This is a genomic window from Actinotalea soli (genome assembly GCF_017565425.1).
GTDB classification, from domain to species: Bacteria; Actinomycetota; Actinomycetes; order Actinomycetales; family Cellulomonadaceae; genus Actinotalea; species Actinotalea soli.
Genome location: NZ_JAGEMK010000004.1, coordinates 117,338 through 133,736, shown reverse-complemented (window position 1 = coordinate 133,736; position 16,399 = coordinate 117,338). Strand labels below are relative to the sequence as shown.

Genomic DNA, 16,399 nt, shown 5'->3' with positions numbered 1-16,399 from the left:
ACATCACCGGCGTCGAGGAGGTGTCGCGCAGGTGAGGGCTCCGAGACGTTACCCAAATGTGATTCACACCACCTGGTCATGGAGTGGCATGTGAGGGTTAACATTCGTCACACAGCCCGCCGCGCGGGCTCGCAGGGGGACCCGACGCTGGCGATGACGCCGGACCAGAACAAGGAGGTTTTGGAGATGCGGAAGCAGATTCTGTCCACGCTGGCACTGGTGGGGGTCGTGGCCCTCACCGCGGCCGGATGCTCCACCGACACCGCAGACAGCGACGACGTCGCCGCCCCCGGCGGTGGTGGCGGTGGCGGCGGCGACCTGATCACCGTGGGCTTCGCGCAGACCGGCGCGGAGAGCGGCTGGCGCAGCGCGAACACCGAGTCGATGAACGAGGCGTTCTCCGAGGAGAACGGCTTCGAGCTGGTGTTCAACTCGGCGGACAACGACCCGGCGGCCCAGATCGCTGCCGTCCGCTCCTTCATCAACCAGGGCGTCGACGCCATCGTCATCGCGCCGATCGTCGAGGACGGCTGGGACGACGTCCTGCAGGAGGCCCAGGACGCCGAGATCCCGGTGATCCTCGAGGACCGCACGGTCAGCGCCTCGGAGGACCTGTACGCCAGCTGGGTCGGCCTGGACTTCGAGCTCGAGGGCCAGATGGCCGGCGAGTGGGCGGCCGAGCAGTTCACCGAGCCGACGAACATGGTGGTGCTCGAGGGCACGACCGGATCGGCCCCGGCCAACGACCGCGCCGCGGGCTTCGACGCAGCCATCGAGGGCACGCCGATCGAGAAGATCGACTCCCAGAGCGGGGACTTCACCCGTGACGGCGGCAAGTCCGTGATGGAGGGCTTCCTGCAGAAGCACGGGGCCGACGGCATCGACCTGGTCTACGCGCACAACGACGACATGGGTCTCGGTGCGATCGAGGCGATCGAGGCCGCGGGCGCCGTGCCCGGGGAGGACATCAAGATCATCACGATCGACGCCGTCCGCGACGGCATGCAGGCCCTGGTCGACGGGAAGATCAACTACATCGTCGAGTGCAACCCGCTCCTCGGTGATGCGGCCGCCGAGCTGGTCAAGGCGGTGCTGAACGGCGAGGAGGTCGCCAAGACCACGATCGTCGAGGACCAGGCGTTCGACCAGGCGGCCGCCGAGGCCGCCCTGCCGGACCGCACCTACTGATCCGCACGGTCACCCGCCTGACGTAGCCAGCGAGGGAGACGGCGTCGGGGCCCCAGGGCCCCGGCGTCGTCCCCTCGGGCACCGACGAGAAAGCAGTGGAACGAGATGACTGCGGACACCGACGTCCCACCGATCGTGGACGTCCCACTCACCCCTGACGTCCCCCCGATCGTCGAGATGCGCGGCATCACCATCCGGTTCCCCGGGGTGCTCGCCCTCGATCATGTCGACTTCGTGCTGCGCCCCGGCGAGGTGCACTCCCTCATGGGGGAGAACGGTGCCGGCAAGTCCACGCTGATCAAGGCCCTCACCGGGGTGTACCAGGTGGACAGCGGGAGCATCACGGTGGCCGGCTCTCCGCGGACCTTCACCTCCACGGCCGACGCCCAGGCGGCGGGCATCTCGACCGTCTACCAGGAGGTCAACCTCTGCACGAACCTCACGGTCGGCGAGAACGTGATGCTCGGTCACGAGCCGCGCCGCGGCGGGGCCATCGACTGGCGCGCCACCCACGCCGAGGCCGCGCGCCACCTGCAGAGCCTGCGCCTGTCGATCGACCCGCGCTCGCTGCTGTCCACCCACTCGATCGCGGTCCAGCAGCTCGTGGCGATCAGCCGCGCCATGGTGACCGAGGCGAAGGTGCTGATCCTCGACGAGCCGACCTCGAGCCTGGACCGCGACGAGGTCGACCAGCTGTTCGCGGTGATCCGCGAGCTGCGGGCCGCGGGCGTCGCGATCCTCTTCGTCTCGCACTTCCTGGACCAGGTCTACGAGATCTCCGACCGCATCACCGTCCTGCGCAACGGCAGCCTCGTGGGGGAGCACCCCATCGCCGAGCTGCCCCGCGACGCCCTGGTCACCAAGATGATCGGACGCGCTCTGGACGACCTGGACGCGTTGTCCCGCACGGCCCACCGCACCGTCGACCGCTCGGGTGAGCCGTTGCTGCGCGCCGAGGGCGTCGGCAAGCGGGGCGTCCTCGAACCCGCCGACCTCGAGATCTACCCCGGGGAGGTCGTCGGCCTCGCGGGGCTGCTCGGCTCGGGCCGCACCGAGCTGGTCCGCCTGCTGTGCGGGGCCGACCGCGCCGACGCCGGGCAGGTGGCCGTGCACGGCACCCCCGTGAAGATGACCTCCCCACGGCATGCGATCGACCACCGGATCGCCTTCTCCTCCGAGGACCGTCGGGGTGAGGGCGTGGTCGCGGACCTGACCGTGGCCGAGAACATCGTGCTGGGCATCCAGGCGCGCCGCGGGTGGGCCCGTCCGATCCGCAAGAGCGAGCAGGACGCCATCGTCGCGGAGTACGTCGAGGCCCTGGGGGTGCGTCCCGCCAACCCGGACGCCGTCGTCGGGAACCTCTCGGGCGGCAACCAGCAGAAGGTGCTGCTCGCGCGGTGGCTCGCGACCTCGCCCGAGCTGATCATCCTGGACGAGCCGACCCGCGGGATCGACGTCGGTGCCAAGGCCGACATCCAGCGCAAGGTCGCCGAGCTCTCCGCGCAGGGCCTTGCCGTCATCTTCATCTCCTCCGAGCTGGAGGAGGTGCTTCGACTGGCCCAGCGGATCGCCGTCCTGCGGGACCGTAGGAAGATCGGCGAGGTCGACTCGAGCGAGACCGACCTGGACGGACTCATCGACTACCTGGCCAACGAGGGCAAGGGGAGTGCGGCATGACGCAGATCTGGAAGCACCGGCTGTTCTGGCCCCTCGCGGCCCTGATCACGCTGATCGTCGTCAACTCGGTGGCCCGACCCCGGTTCCTCACCATCACGGTGCGCGACGGCCAGCTCTACGGGGCGCTCATCGACATCCTGCGCAACAGCGCCCCGCTGATGCTCGTGGCCCTCGGCATGACGATCGTCATCGCGACCCGGGGCATCGACCTCTCGGTCGGGGCGATCATGGCGGTCTCGGGGGCCGTGGCCCTGACCGTCATCGACGGCTCCAACGACCCGGGCAACCTCGGCACGGTGCTGGTGGCCGTCGTGGTCGCGGTGCTGGTCGCCCTCGTGCTGGGGGCGTGGAACGGGTTCCTGGTGGCGGTGCTGGGCATCCAACCGATCATCGCGACCCTGGTCCTCATGCTCGCCGGGCGGGGTGTCGCGCTCCTCATCACCGGAGGGTTCATCACGACGGTGAACTCGGCCCCGTTCTCCTACATCGCCAGCGGCTACCTCACGGTGCTGCCCTTCGCCTTCTTCATCTCGGTCGCCGCGATCGCCGCCCTGGCCCTCGTCGAGCGGCGCACCGCCCTGGGCGTGCTGACCGAGGCCGTGGGCATCAACCCCGAGGCCAGCAGGCTCGCGGGGGTGCGGTCCAGGGGGATCGTGTGGGGGGCCTACATCCTCAGCGGCGTGCTCGCCGGGGTGGCGGGGGTCATCTACGCCTCGAACATCAAGGCGGCCGACGCGAACGCCGCGGGGCTGTTCATCGAGCTGTACGCGATCCTCGCCGTCGTCCTCGGTGGCACGTCCCTCGCGGGGGGCAAGTTCTCCATCGCGGGCACGGTCGTGGGGGTGCTGATCATCCAGACCCTCGGGTCGACGATCCTCTTCCTCGGGGTGCCCTCGGCGCAGAGCCCGGTGTTCTTCGCGGTGGTCGTGGTCGTGGTGGTGGTGGTGCAGTCCCCGCGGGTGCGGCGCGCCCTCGGGTCGATGACCAGACGACGGCCGTCGACGACGGCCCCGGACCAGGAGCGGACGAAGGTGGCGGCATGAGCACGACGACGACGACCCCAGCGGTGCGCGTCGAGCGCGCCTCCTCCCCGGTGGAGAGCTTCCTGGCCCGGCACGCGGCGATGATCCCGTCCTTCGCCGCCGTGGTCATCCTCGTCCTGCTTCTCGCCGGTGCTGAGGCCTTCCTGCGCGGGGACTTCATCACCGCACGGAACATGTCGGCCCTGCTGCTGGACAACGCGTACCTGCTCATCCTGGCCGTGGGCATGACCTTCGTGATCCTCACGGCGGGCATCGACCTGTCGGTCGGGTCGGTCATGGCCTTCACCGGGATCCTCGGCGCGCAGCTCCTCGTCTCAGGGATACCGGTGTGGATCGCGGTCCCGGCGATGCTCGCGGGGGGCGCGGCGATCGGCCTGCTCATCGGGGTGCTGGTGCAGTACTTCAACGTGCAGCCCTTCATCGCCTCCCTGGCAGGGCTCTTCCTCGCCCGTGGCCTGGCCTTCGTGGTGAGCCTGTCCTCGATCCGGGTCGAGGAGCCCGGGGTCCTGTGGTTGCAGCAGACCCGGTTCCGCCTCGGCGACTGGTACCTGACCCCCACCGGGATCATCGCCCTGCTGACCGTCGCGGTCGCGGTCTTCGTGCTGCACCTCACGAGGTTCGGTCGCACCATCTACGCCATCGGTGGCAACGAGCAGTCCGCACGACTCATGGGCCTGAACGTCGCCCGTACGAAGGTCGCCGCCTACGTGATCAGCGGGTTCTGCGGCGGCCTGGCGGGGCTCGCGCTGACGGCCTACTCCGGGGCCGGCTACCCCCGCAACGGCATCGGCACCGAGCTCGACGCGATCGCCGCCGTGGTGATCGGCGGCACCCTCCTGACCGGTGGCCGCGGCTACGTGCTGGGGTCGCTCATCGGTGTGCTGGTCTTCGGGACGATCAAGACGATCATCTCCTTCATGGGTGCTGAGCAGGCCTGGATGCAGATCATCGTCGGGGCTCTGCTGCTGCTGTTCATCGTCGTGCAGCGCGTGATCGTCGCCCGGTCGGAGCGAAGGCGATAGCCGCCCCGCGCGCGGCGCAGGCCGCGCCCCGTCCGTCCCGCGATACTGGTGGGATGGACGGGGCCGTCGGTGCGCAGCCGCTGCTCGAGCTGACCGGCGCGACGGTGCGCTTCGGGGCCGACGCGGCCCTCGACGACGTCTCCTTCCGGATGTTCCCCGGCGAGGTGCACTCCCTCATGGGGGAGAACGGTGCGGGCAAGTCCACCCTCATCAAGGCCATCACGGGCGTGCTGGCCCTCGACGCCGGGACGCTCAGGCTCGAGGGGCGCGAGATGAGCTTCGCGACGCCGCAGGAGGCGCAGCGGGCCGGCATCAGCACCGTGTACCAGGAGGTCGAGCTCCTCCCGAACCTGTCCGTGGCGGAGAACATCCTGCTGGGGCGTGAGCCGCGCTCGCGGGGGGTGCTGAGCCAGCGACTGATGCGCGCCCGGGCGGGCGAGGTCCTGCGCGACCTGGGGCTCGACGTCGACCCCGCCTCCCTGCTGGGCAGCCACCCGGTCGCCGTGCAGCAGCTCGTGGCGATCGCGCGGGCCATCTCGACCGAGGTGCGGGTGCTGGTCCTCGACGAGCCGACCTCGAGCCTGGACCTGGACGAGGTCGCCGAGCTGTTCCGCATCATCCGCGAGCTGCGGGACCGGGGCGTGGCGATCCTCTTCGTGTCGCACTTCCTGGACCAGGTGTACGAGATCTGCGACCGCGTGACCGTGCTGCGCGACGGCAAGCTCGTCGGGGAGTACCTGACCCGCCAGCTGCTGCGCATCGACCTGGTCCACAAGATGCTCGGTCGGGACGCCTCCGACTTCAAGACCCGTCACCGCGAGGCCGCCGAGGAGCCCGACGCCCCGGTGTTCCTCAGTGCTCGCGGGGTGGACGCCGCTCCAGGCATCCGCGGGGCCGACGTCGACCTGGGGGAGGGGGAGGTGCTCGGCGTCGCCGGGCTGCTCGGCTCGGGACGTACCGAGCTGGCGCGGGCCCTGACCGGGGTGTCCGGCCTCGACGCCGGTGTCATCCGGATCGAGGGCCAGGCGGTGGACCTCGACTCCCCGCGCAAGGCCATCTCGCTGGGGGTCGTGTACTCCTCCGAGAACAGGCGCTCCGAGGGGGTCCTCCAGGACCTGTCGGTGCTGGACAACATCACCCTCTCCGTCCAGGCCCACCGCGGGGTGTTCCGGCGCATCAGGCCTGCGCGCCAGCGGGAGCTCGCGCAGAGCTGGGTCGAGGCCTTGGGCATCCGCCCCGCAGACCTCGACCGCCCGGCCGGGACCCTCTCGGGCGGCAACCAGCAGAAGGTGCTCCTGGCCCGGTTGCTGGCGCTGGCGCCGCGGGTGCTGGTGCTCGACGAGCCGACCCGCGGGGTGGACGTCGGCGCCAAGGTCGAGATCCAGAACCTGGTGGGGGAGCTCGCCGACAACGGCCTGTCGGTAGTGTTCATCTCCGCAGAGCTCGAGGAGGTGCTGCGCGTCGGGGACCGGGTGGCGATCCTGCGTGAGGGCCGGATCGTGGAGACCCTCGCCTCGGCGGACATGACCGTCGACTCCCTCCTGGCGCTCGTCGCGAGCCCGGACGAGCAGGAGGGCTGAGCGTGACCGACGACAAGGCCCCGCGCGCCGCGAACATCTTCGACGTCGCTCGTCTGGCCGGGGTCTCGCACCAGACCGTCTCCCGCGTGATCAACGGGCTGCCCAACGTGCGTCCCGCGACCCGGGAGCGTGTCGAGCACGCCATCGCCCAGCTCCGCTACAGCCCTTCCCCGGCAGCGCGGTCCCTGGTCTCCCGCCGCACCCGCACCCTGGGTCTCATCGCCCCGGCCGTCGCGGACTACGGCCCCACCCGCATCGGCATGACGTTCACCATGGCGGCCCGCGCGGCCCGCTACAGCGTGGACACGGTCAACACCGTCGACGACGACCCCGGGGCGGTGCGCGCCGCGATCGAAGGCCTGCTGCGCCAGCGGGTCGACGGGATCGTGCTGATCGTCATGGACATCGGCGTGCTCGAGATGGTGCGCGAGCTGGACCTGTCCGTGCCCGTGGTGGCCGCGGCGTCCTCCTCCCGGCGCAGCCCGCTGCTGGTGCAGATCGACCAGTACCGGGGGGCCCGGGCCGCGGTGCGCCACCTCGCCGAGTCCGGGCACACCCGCATCGCCCACATCGCCGGGCCTGCGCGGGCGGCCGACGCCGTCGAGCGGATCCGCGGCTGGCGTGACGAGCTCGCCGAGCGGGGTCTGCCCGTGGTGGACCTCGTCTACGGGGACTGGAGCGCCGAGGCCGGGTACACGCTGGGCCTCGAGATGGACCTCGAGCCCGGCATGGCGGTGTTCACCTCGAACGACCAGACCGCGCTGGGACTGATGTCTGCCCTGCGCGAGCGCCGGTTGAGCGTGCCGGAGGACATCAGCATCGTCGGCTTCGACGACATCCCCGAGTCGGCCTTCCTGTACCCGCCGCTGACCACCGTGCGCCAGAACTTCGCGGCGCTCGGCGAGCTGATGCTGCAGAAGGTCCTCGTGACCCTCGAGGACGGCGAGGACGAGACGACGGACACCCCGCTCGCGACGAAGCTGGTGGTGCGGGAGTCGACGCAGGGCGCGGTGGGGCGCGGGGTCGAGGCTGGGACGCCCGCACCGGAGGGGGCGCGGGGACGGTAGCCGGCGAGCCGGGCCGCTCAGGTGGTCCGCCCCAGCAGGTGGACCTCGACCTCCTCCCCGCCCCGGCCCTTCCCGATCGCCTTGCAGATCGCGGCCCGCAGCGGCAGCCAGTGCGGTCCGTGGCCCGAGGGCATGAGGGTCGCGGCGAACTCGTGCCCGTCGATGGTCCCGGTGATCTTCACGGCCTTGCCGGTGCCGAGCAGCTCGGCCGACCCGTGCACCGTCAGGTAGGTGGCGAAGGAGCCGTCCTTCTCGATCGGGGCGGTGAAGCGGTGGTCGAGGGGCTGGGGTTCATGCGCCGTGGGAGTAGCGGGGGCGGGCTCGGGCATGGTGTCCTCCTGTGATGCGGTCGGTGGCGATGTCTCCGAGGGGAGACTGCGAGAACAGGTCTGATTCATCGCTCGAGGGCGAGGTGCCGATCGAGCCTGAGCTCGTGCGCGACTCGGTGGCCGACGACCTCGCTCTCGCCCGGACCGGCGACGACGCCGCGTTCACCCGCCTCGTCCACCCGTTGCGCCGGGAGCTGCACGCCCACTGCTACCGGATGCTCGGTTCCACGCACGACGCCGACGACGCGCTCCAGGAGGCCCTCCTGCGCGCCTGGCGAGCACTCCCGCGCTTCGAGGGGCGCAGCTCCCTGCGCACCTGGCTCTACCGGGTCACCACCCGCACCTGCCTGGACGCGGTTGCGGCGCGGGGGCGTCGGGCCTTGCCGATGGACCTGACCAGCCCGAGCCACGACGCCGTCGTCGGGGACACGCCCCTCACCGAGGTCGCCTGGCTCGGGCCGTACTCGGACGTGGGGATGGAGGGCGGGGCGTCGAGCCCGGCCGCGCGCTACGAGCAGCGCGAAGCGGTCGAGCTCGCTTTCGTCGCTGCCCTGCAGCACCTGCCCGGGAACCAGCGCGCCGTCCTGCTGCTGGTCGAGGTGCTGGGCTTCTCCGCCCGGGAGATCGCCGACCTCATGGACACCACCACCGCCTCGGTCACCAGCGCACTGCAACGGGCCCGCCGCCTCATCGACCAGAAGGTGCCCGCCGGCGCGCAGCAGCAGACCCTGCAGCAGCTCGGGGACGTCGGGCGGCGTGACGTCGTCGAGAGGTTCATGTCCGCCATGGAAGCCGGTGACGCGGGTGCGCTCGTCGCGCTCCTCACCGAGGACGTCACCTGGTCCATGCCGCCGCTGCCGCACTGGTACCGCGGCCAGGAGGCCGTCATGAACTTCGCCCGCGCGCTCCCGCTGAGCACCTGCGGGCAGTGGCGCCACCTGCCGACCACGGCCAACGGGCAGCTCGCCGTCGTGAGCTACCTGTCCCCGGACGGTGGACCGTTCGAGGCCTGGTCGATCAACGTGCTCACGATCAGCGGTGAACGGATCTGCCAGGTGACCTCGTTCCTGGGGCGGGAGCACGTCGAGGCCTTCGGGCTGCCGGTGACGTTCCCCGAGGAGTAGGCCCGCCCAGCAGCGTGACTCGGCCGTGCGCATCGGCCAGACGAGCGACCCGGTCAGGTCGGTGCGGGGACGGGGAGAAGCCGCTCGCACCCCGCGGATCCCTTGACGGCGCACCTGCCCCCTCATAGCCTGGCGAACGGCATGTTCTCGCTAACATCGCCGAGCCAGCGTCGGTCAACGGTGACCGGTGCGCGACGCAAGGGATCTGCAATGGGGCACCTCAAGCACGTGGCGACCGGCACCCGACGTCGTGGGGCGGAGCCGCACCACGACGAGAGCTCATCGCGCGGCCAGCGCCGTGCCGGGGCTCCGCCCACGTGGCCCCGCGGCCCCGCACCGCGACGGCGGGCCATCGCAGCGGCGGTCACGGGCGCCGTGGCGCTGCTCGGAGCCTTCACGCCCGCGGCAGCCTCCGCTGCGGACGACGGCCCCGCGCCGCTGATCCACTACACGTTCGACGACGCGACCGGCCCGAGCATCCCCGACACCAGCGGGAACGGCTACGACGCCACCCTCCGACGCACCGGCGCCCAGGTCGCCGGTGGTGTGCTCAGCCTTCCGGGCGGCAGTGCGACCGCGGCCCCCTACCTCGAGATCCCCACGGCAGGGCTGGTCGGCCAGCAGGACCTGACGATCTCGACCTGGCTGAGCCCTCGGTCCGGGGCTGGCAACACCGCGGCAGCCTTCATCGGCGCGCCGGTGGCCAGCGGCGCGCAGCACTCGACCGCCTACTGGCTGCTCAACCCGACCAACCCGAGCGGCTACGTGAAGTCCGTCGTCACCAACACGGTCAACGCCACCTCGCCGTGGACCACCGAGGTGGGCCCGGGCAGCACCAACGCCGCGACGAGCGGCATCCGCACCCCTGCCGGGATGGCCTTGTACACGACCGTGATCGACGGGACGAGCCGCCAGCTCAGCGTCTACGTCAACGGTGCCCCCGTCGGGCAGGTGGCCATCGACCGCGACGTCGCCTCCTTCGGCAGCGACCTCGTCGCCTACCTCGGCCGCTCGACCTACGCCGACGCCGGGTGGAACGGGACGGTCGACGAGCTCGCCGTCTACGGGCAGGCCCTCGACGCAGCGCAGGTCGGGGAGCTCTTCGCCGGCCAGGCGATCGACAAGGCCGTCGCCTCCCTCGTCCTTCCGGCCAGCACCACCGCTGACCTGACCCTCCCCACCCTCGTGTACGGCACGACCGTGACCTGGGAGTCGGACGACCCCGCGATCCAGGTGGACGGTGGGACGGGCGTCGTGACGCGTCCCGCCGCGGGCAGCGGTGCCGCGACGGTCACCCTCACCGCCACGTTCACCGCGGGGGAGTCCACCCGGACGGTGACCTACGCGGTCGAGGTCCCCGAGGACGCCGCCGCGTCGGACAAGGCGGCTCAGGACCTCGCCGCCCTGCAGCTCGACGGCCTCGACGACGTCCGGACCAACTTCTCCGTGCCGACCACGGGCGAGCAGGGCTCGTCCATCTCCTGGTCGGTGAGGACCGAGGACGCCGACCACGTGACCGTGCGGGACGGCGTGACGCCGACCTCGCGCACCATCGCGGTCGAGCGGCCGGCCGCAGGGACGGACCCCGTGGAGGTCGTCCTCACGGCGACCGCGACCAACGGTGATGCCACGCAGACCCGCGAGTTCGTGCTCCGCCTGCGTCCGATGCCCAGCGGCACCGACCAGACCGAGGCCTACGTGTGGGCGTTCTTCACCGGCGAGGGCGACGGGGCCGAGCAGGTGAGCCTCGCGGCCTCGCGCGGCAACGACGCTCTGGCCTGGAACACGCTCAACGACGGGCAGCCCCTCTTCGTCTCGGACGAGGGGACCCAGGGCCTGCGTGACCCGTTCATCATCCGCGCCCCCGAGGGCGACCGCTTCTACATGATCGCCACCGACCTGAAGGTCGCCGGGTTGCCCGGTGGCTTCACCACGGCCCAGCTCTCCGGCTCCCTGCACATCGAGGTCTGGGAGTCCGACGACCTGGTCACCTGGTCCGAGCAGCGCCACGTCAAGGTCTCCTCGGACTACGCGGGCAACACCTGGGCCCCCGAGGCGTTCTGGAGCGACGAGCTCGACACGTTCGTGGTGTTCTGGGCGTCGAACCTGTACCCGACGACCAACCCGGCCGAGCGCAGCGCGGTCACCTACAACCGGATGATGTACGCCACCACGGACGACTTCGTCACCTTCTCCGAGGCCCGGCCGTGGATCGACGTCCGTCGGGGCAACGGTCGCGGCATGATCGACTCGACGGTCGCCCAGATCGACGACACGTACTACCGCTTCACCAAGGACGAGGCGTCGATGACCATCCGCGCCGAGAAGTCCACCGACCTGCTCGCGACCGTGAGCGGCTCGCTGCCCGGCACCACCGGGGCGGCCGACGAGTGGACGCTCATCAAGGAGCGGATCGCCACGGGGCTGCCCAACGGCGAGCCCGGCGGGACCTTCACCAGCGGTGAGGGCCCCAACCTGTTCCGCGCCAACGAGGGCGACGTCAACGACCACGACTGGTTCCTGTTCATCGACCAGCCCGACTACCACGGTGGGCCGAACTACTACATCCCCTTCGGCTCGGACGACCTGGACGACGGCGACTCGTGGGAGCCCGTGGGTGCCAAGCTGCGCGAGAACCTGCCGCAGAACGCCGACGGCGGCAAGCCGCGCCACGGCACCGTCATTCCCGTGACCCGGGCCGAGTACCAGAAGGTCCTCGAGGCCTACGCCCCGGACATCGCGGTGACCTCGGTCGCGGCGATGGAGGTGACGACCTCCCCGGGGGTCGCGCCGACCCTCCCTCGGGCGGAGCTGACCATGGCCGACGGGTCCGCGCAGACGGTGGACGTCGACTGGGCGGAGATCGACCCCGCGGCCTATGCCTCACCGGGCAGCTTCACCGTCACCGGTGTGGCCCAGGACGCGTCCAGGGCCACGGTCGAGGTCACGGTCCTCGTCGAGGCCGGTACCCCGATGTCCCTCAGCACCGCCACCCGGTGCGTGCGGGGCGCGGTGGTGCTGACCGTGACCGTGTCGAGCTCCTCCGACGGCCCGCTCGACACGGTCGTCCGCACCCCGTTCGGCCAGCGGACCGCCGTGCTCGAGGCGGGCAGGACGGTGACCTCGGCGTTCAGCTCGCGGGAGGGCACGCTGCCCGCGATCACCGTGAGCGCGACGGCGACCGCCGCGGACGGCTCCACGACCTCGGCCGAGGCCTCGTCCTCGCCGACGACCTGCGCCTGACGACGCAGACCGCGGCGGAGGGTCGAGGGCTGCCCCGACCGGGCGGCCCTCGACCCCTCGTGAGCATCGACCGCCGACGGCGGTCTCTGACCGACGACGTTCAGACCTCATCTGGAGGAGAGTGACATGCAGTTGTCCACCCCACGGCGCGCGGTAGCGGCGCTCACCGCCTTGAGCGGCATGGTCCTCGGGTTGGGAGTGACCGGCGCTCAGGCGACGGCGCCCACCGAGGTCCAGGCCGCCGTACCCCCCGACGGGCTCGTCGCCGAGTACCTCTTCGACCAGGCCTCGGGCGCGACGGTGCCCAACACCGCGGACGGCTCCGAGCTCGACGCCGCGGTGGTCCGCAACGTCCAGGCCGCGGACTGGACCGGCACCGCGCTCACGCTGCGCGGCGGCGCGAAGACCTCGAACGGCACCTGGGTCGAGCTCCCGGACGACATCCTGAGCGGGGCGAGCACCGCGACGGTGGTCGCCGAGGTCAAGGCCTCCACCGCGATGCTCAGCACCTTCCACTTCCTGTGGAACGTCGGGAACGAGTCCTCAGCCACGGAGTACTTCTTCGCCTCCCTGAACTGCGGCAACAGCCGCACCCCCCTGGTGGGCATCAAGGCCGGTGGGGTCGAGCAGCTGGTGCAGTCCGGCACGTGCGGGGTGACGGCGAACCAGTGGGTCAGCGTCGCGTCCGTGGTCGATGCCGACGGCACCGCCTCGCTCTACCTGGACGGGGTCCTCGCGGCCCAGGGGGCCGTCGCCGCCACGCCGGCGGACATCTCTGACCAATCGCTCAACACGATCGCCCGGTCCCCGTGGCCGGACACCCTCTTCCAGGGGGCCATCTCTGCCTTCCGCGTCTACGACCGTGCCCTCGGTGCCCAGGAGGTCGCAGCCCTCGCGGCCCAGGACGCGCTGCCCCACCAGGCCGAGCTCGGTGCCCAGGCCCAGGCGGTGCTGGACGGGCTCGGTCTGACGAACCTGGAGACCAGCGGTGACATCGACCTGCCCACGGCCTCAGGGCGAGTCACCTGGACCTCGAGCGCCCCGGAGGTCGTCGCACCGAACGGACTGGTGACCCCGCCGCTGGAGGGTGAGCCCGCGGCCGAGGTGACCTTGACGGCGACCGTGACCATCCGCGGCGTCAGCGCGAGCACCGACATCACGGTGACCGTGCAGCCCTCGGACGAGACCGCGCAGGACCGGGCCGACCGCCTCGCGGAGCGCTTCGTGATCCCACCGGTGGTCCGGTCGGGTGACGCCCTGCCGGCTGCCCCTGACGGGGCGACCCTCGAGGTGATCGGCGTGAGCGGCGACCTCGAGGTCGGTGACGCGATCGTCTCCTCCTCCGCCGAGACGGTGGACGGTCGCGTCACGGTGCGCCTCACGGACAGCGCGTCGGGACTCGCCGCGGAGAGGGAGTTCGCGGTCCGGGTGCTCCCGGCCGAGGGCTCGCCCCTGCTCCTCGCCTACCACCGCACCCCGACGACCGCGGCGGAGGCCAACAACGCCGACATCGCCCTGAGCATGCACCTCGCCCTCGAGCAGGAGGACGGGTGGACCCCGCTGAACGAGAACTACGGGATCTTCTTCCCGCGCACCGCCACCACACCGGCCGCGAGCGGGACGACAGCGAACATCCTGCGGAGCCTGCGTGACCCGCACCTGTTCTACCTCGCCGACGGGAGCTTCGGCCTCGTCGCGACCAGGACCGCCCGGGGCGGTGGCTCGGACGGCACCCAGGCCGGGCAGATGCTGCTCGCCCGCAGCGCCGACCTGCTCTCGTACGAGGAGATCGGGATGGTCGACCTGGGAGTCAGTGGTGGCGTGAACGGTCCGGCGGTGGTGTGGGACTCCGCGGCCGAGAGGTACGTGGTGACGTGGACCTCCGACGCCGGACGGCCGAGCCGAACCACCTTCACCGACCTGACCGACCCCGCGACGCGCGGAGCAGTCCTGGGGGGCACGGTCGCCGCGACGGCCGGTGTCAGCGAGGCGGCTGTGCCGAACTACGCCACCGGCAACGCCCTGCCCGTGACGGCCGAGGTGGCCGAGGCCCTCGACGTGCGTTTCGGTCGTGCGGTCAACACCGGCATCGGGGACCTCGACGGCGTCGAGATCCCTGCGGGAACCACCCTGGACGCGGGAGCACTGCCCGGACGGGCCGAGCTCGCCTACAGCGACGGCTCGACGTCGACCCGCGCGATCGCCTGGGACGAGAGCTCCATCGCCGCCGTCGACACCTCGACCCCCGGCACCTACGAGGTCACCGGGACGGTCAAGCAGCCCGAGTACCCGACGCCGTTCGCCGACGAGCGGGCCGACCCGTCGATCTTCCGATTCGACTGGAACGGTCAGACGAAGTTCCTGATGATCGCGACCGAGGACCTCAACCTCAACCCGGTCAACCCGGCGAACGGCCCGCACATGCCGATCCGGGTCGCCGACACCATCGACGACCTCTCGGACGACGCGATCCGTGAGGGCCGCAACACCGAGATCGACCTGCTGGTGGCCGGGGACACGGACGCCGACGGCGGCGTGATGACGGGGTGCTTCTGGGCACCTGAGTTCCACGTCATCGGGGGGAAGCTGTCGGTGCTGTTCATGCCCTGCTACAACGGGTCGAACGGGCAGCCCGACATGTGGACCGGGCGGGCGAGCATCATCCAGCTCGAGCAGGACGCCGAGGGCAACGACCTCGACCCGGCCGTACCGGAGAACTGGACGAAGGCCGAGAAGGTGCTGCGGGCCGACGGGAGCATCCTCAACCCGATCCAGAACATCTCCCTGGACATGACCTACTTCGAGGACTCGGGTCAGTCGTACTACTCGTGGCAGATGCTCGGCGCGGTCTTCATCGCGAGGATGGACCCGGCGGACCCCACGAGGCTCACCTCGCCGCCCGTGCGGATCGTCGTCCCTGAGTACGCCTGGGACAACACCATCGCCGAGGGCTCCAACGTCATCGCGCACGAGGGCACCCTGTACATGATCTACTCGGGTTCCCTCGTGGGTGACACCTACACGACCGGTCTGGCGACCGCCACGGCCGGTGAGGGTGTGGACCTCACGGACCCGGAGGCGTGGACCAAGCTCAACTACCCGGTCCAGAAGTCCGGGGTGTTCAACGGCGAGTGGCAGCTCGGGACCGGGCACGGCATGTGGTCCTACGACGAGGACGACAACCTCCTCTACGTGTTCCACGCCCGGACCGACAACCGTGGCCTGAGCGGGCGCGACACCTTCGTGCGCCGGGTGCACTGGGCCGCGGACGGCATGCCCGTCTTCGACCAGGAGAGCGACGAGGAGGTCGCCCCGGAGAACCGGACCGTCACGGTGACGGTCACCGTGACGGGCGCCGGCGGTCCCACCGTCGACGTGGTCGCCTCGGTGGGTGCTCGGTGCGTGGTGGGCCGGGTGGTGCAGACCGTGACGCTGCGCAACGAGGACGACGTGCCCGCCTCGGTGACCAGCACCTCGCCGTACGGGACGCGAACCTCGTCCCTCGAGCCGGGCGCGGGGGTCACCCACGCGTTCAGCAGCCGGCTGCCGTCCGTCGAGGCGGGCACCGTGACGATCGATGCCGAGGCCACGGTCGACGGCCAGAGCGTCTCGACCTCGCAGGAGGTGGCCTTCGACGCGGTGACCTGCTCGTGAGGGCACGCCAGGTCTCGCACATCCGATGACCCGTCGGGGGGCGGGGCGCGCGGGGGCCGGCCCCCCCCCGGGGGGGGGGGGGCCCGCGGCCCCCCCCCCCCCCCGACGGGTCTGCTCAGCAGTCCAGCCGGGCCTGGCCGAGGCTGGCCCGCGCGACCTCTCCCGGATCGATCTTCGGCCCGTCGCTCCCCGCGGTCATGTCCGTGTCGGCGGCCCCGAGGTGGACGTCCTGGACGAGGACGCCCCGGCCGGCCAGCTCCACACGGACGCCGTCGGGCATGTTCCGCTGCGCGGCCCTGGCCACGGAGGAGGACCCCGACCGGGCGGTGGTCGCGACCCAGGACAGGACGGAGAGCACGTCCACGATGGCGACGTCTCCGGTGCGGACGAGGTGTGGGGCGAGGCTCGGGTGACGCGCAGCGTCCCGAGCTGATGGGGGAGGTCGCCTCCCTCGACGGACCCGCGGCGGCCG

Annotated in this window: 11 protein-coding genes; 9 read left to right on the top strand and 2 right to left on the bottom strand. The window is 71.3% G+C overall.

The genetic code is table 11. The features are described 5' to 3' along the window. The first annotated feature begins 186 nt into the window (after positions 1–186). The 6 genes from J4G33_RS09755 to J4G33_RS09730 all read left to right on the top strand — a co-directional run bounded on the left by J4G33_RS09755 (position 187) and on the right by J4G33_RS09730 (position 7,577). Complete coding sequence (locus tag J4G33_RS09755) at positions 187–1,188, top strand: ABC transporter substrate-binding protein (RefSeq protein ID WP_208055773.1); 1,002 nt, start codon at positions 187–189, stop codon at positions 1,186–1,188. A gap of 105 nt (positions 1,189–1,293) precedes the next feature. Then, the gene (locus J4G33_RS09750; RefSeq protein ID WP_208055772.1) at positions 1,294–2,865 is read left to right on the top strand and encodes a sugar ABC transporter ATP-binding protein; all 1,572 of its coding nucleotides are present in this window, start codon (positions 1,294–1,296) and stop codon (positions 2,863–2,865) included. After that, the gene (locus J4G33_RS09745) at positions 2,862–3,908 is read left to right on the top strand and encodes an ABC transporter permease (protein ID WP_208055771.1); all 1,047 of its coding nucleotides are present in this window, start codon (positions 2,862–2,864) and stop codon (positions 3,906–3,908) included. The genes J4G33_RS09750 and J4G33_RS09745 overlap by 4 nt, the downstream gene beginning before the upstream one ends. Beyond that, positions 3,905–4,930 carry an ABC transporter permease subunit gene (locus tag J4G33_RS09740; protein WP_208055770.1) on the top strand — a complete coding sequence of 342 codons (1,026 nt, stop codon included), beginning with the start codon at positions 3,905–3,907 and terminating at the stop codon, positions 4,928–4,930. The genes J4G33_RS09745 and J4G33_RS09740 overlap by 4 nt, the downstream gene beginning before the upstream one ends. Positions 4,931–4,983: 53 nt before the next feature. Continuing rightward, positions 4,984–6,510: a sugar ABC transporter ATP-binding protein gene (locus J4G33_RS09735; RefSeq protein WP_208055769.1), complete on the top strand. Its 1,527-nt coding sequence runs from the start codon at positions 4,984–4,986 to the stop codon at positions 6,508–6,510. Between the two features lie 2 nt (positions 6,511–6,512). Then, a complete protein-coding gene (locus J4G33_RS09730) occupies positions 6,513–7,577 on the top strand; it encodes a LacI family DNA-binding transcriptional regulator (protein ID WP_208055768.1) in 1,065 nt (354 codons plus the stop codon). 17 nt (positions 7,578–7,594) lie between these two features. On the opposite strand, the gene J4G33_RS09725 is transcribed toward J4G33_RS09730, so the two are convergent. After that, positions 7,595–7,906, bottom strand: coding sequence for a DUF1905 domain-containing protein (locus J4G33_RS09725; RefSeq protein ID WP_208055767.1), 312 nt, complete (start codon positions 7,904–7,906; stop codon positions 7,595–7,597). Between the two features lie 83 nt (positions 7,907–7,989). Between J4G33_RS09725 and J4G33_RS09720 the strand changes: the two genes are divergently transcribed. The 3 genes from J4G33_RS09720 (at position 7,990) to J4G33_RS09710 (ending at position 15,927) form a co-directional block, all read left to right on the top strand. Next, on the top strand, positions 7,990–9,030 hold the full coding sequence (locus tag J4G33_RS09720; RefSeq protein ID WP_307793841.1) for a sigma-70 family RNA polymerase sigma factor: 1,041 nt from the start codon (positions 7,990–7,992) through the stop codon (positions 9,028–9,030). 210 nt (positions 9,031–9,240) lie between these two features. Further along, on the top strand, positions 9,241–12,273 hold the full coding sequence (locus J4G33_RS09715; RefSeq protein ID WP_208055765.1) for an immunoglobulin-like domain-containing protein: 3,033 nt from the start codon (positions 9,241–9,243) through the stop codon (positions 12,271–12,273). Positions 12,274–12,399: 126 nt separating this feature from the next. Further along, on the top strand, positions 12,400–15,927 hold the full coding sequence (locus J4G33_RS09710; RefSeq protein ID WP_208055764.1) for a family 43 glycosylhydrolase: 3,528 nt from the start codon (positions 12,400–12,402) through the stop codon (positions 15,925–15,927). A 115-nt stretch (positions 15,928–16,042) separates the two neighbouring features. On the opposite strand, the gene J4G33_RS09705 is transcribed toward J4G33_RS09710, so the two are convergent. After that, positions 16,043–16,291, bottom strand: a complete 249-nt coding sequence (locus J4G33_RS09705; RefSeq protein WP_208055763.1) for a Rossmann-fold NAD(P)-binding domain-containing protein — start codon at positions 16,289–16,291, stop codon at positions 16,043–16,045. Between the last annotated feature and the right edge of the window lie 108 nt (positions 16,292–16,399).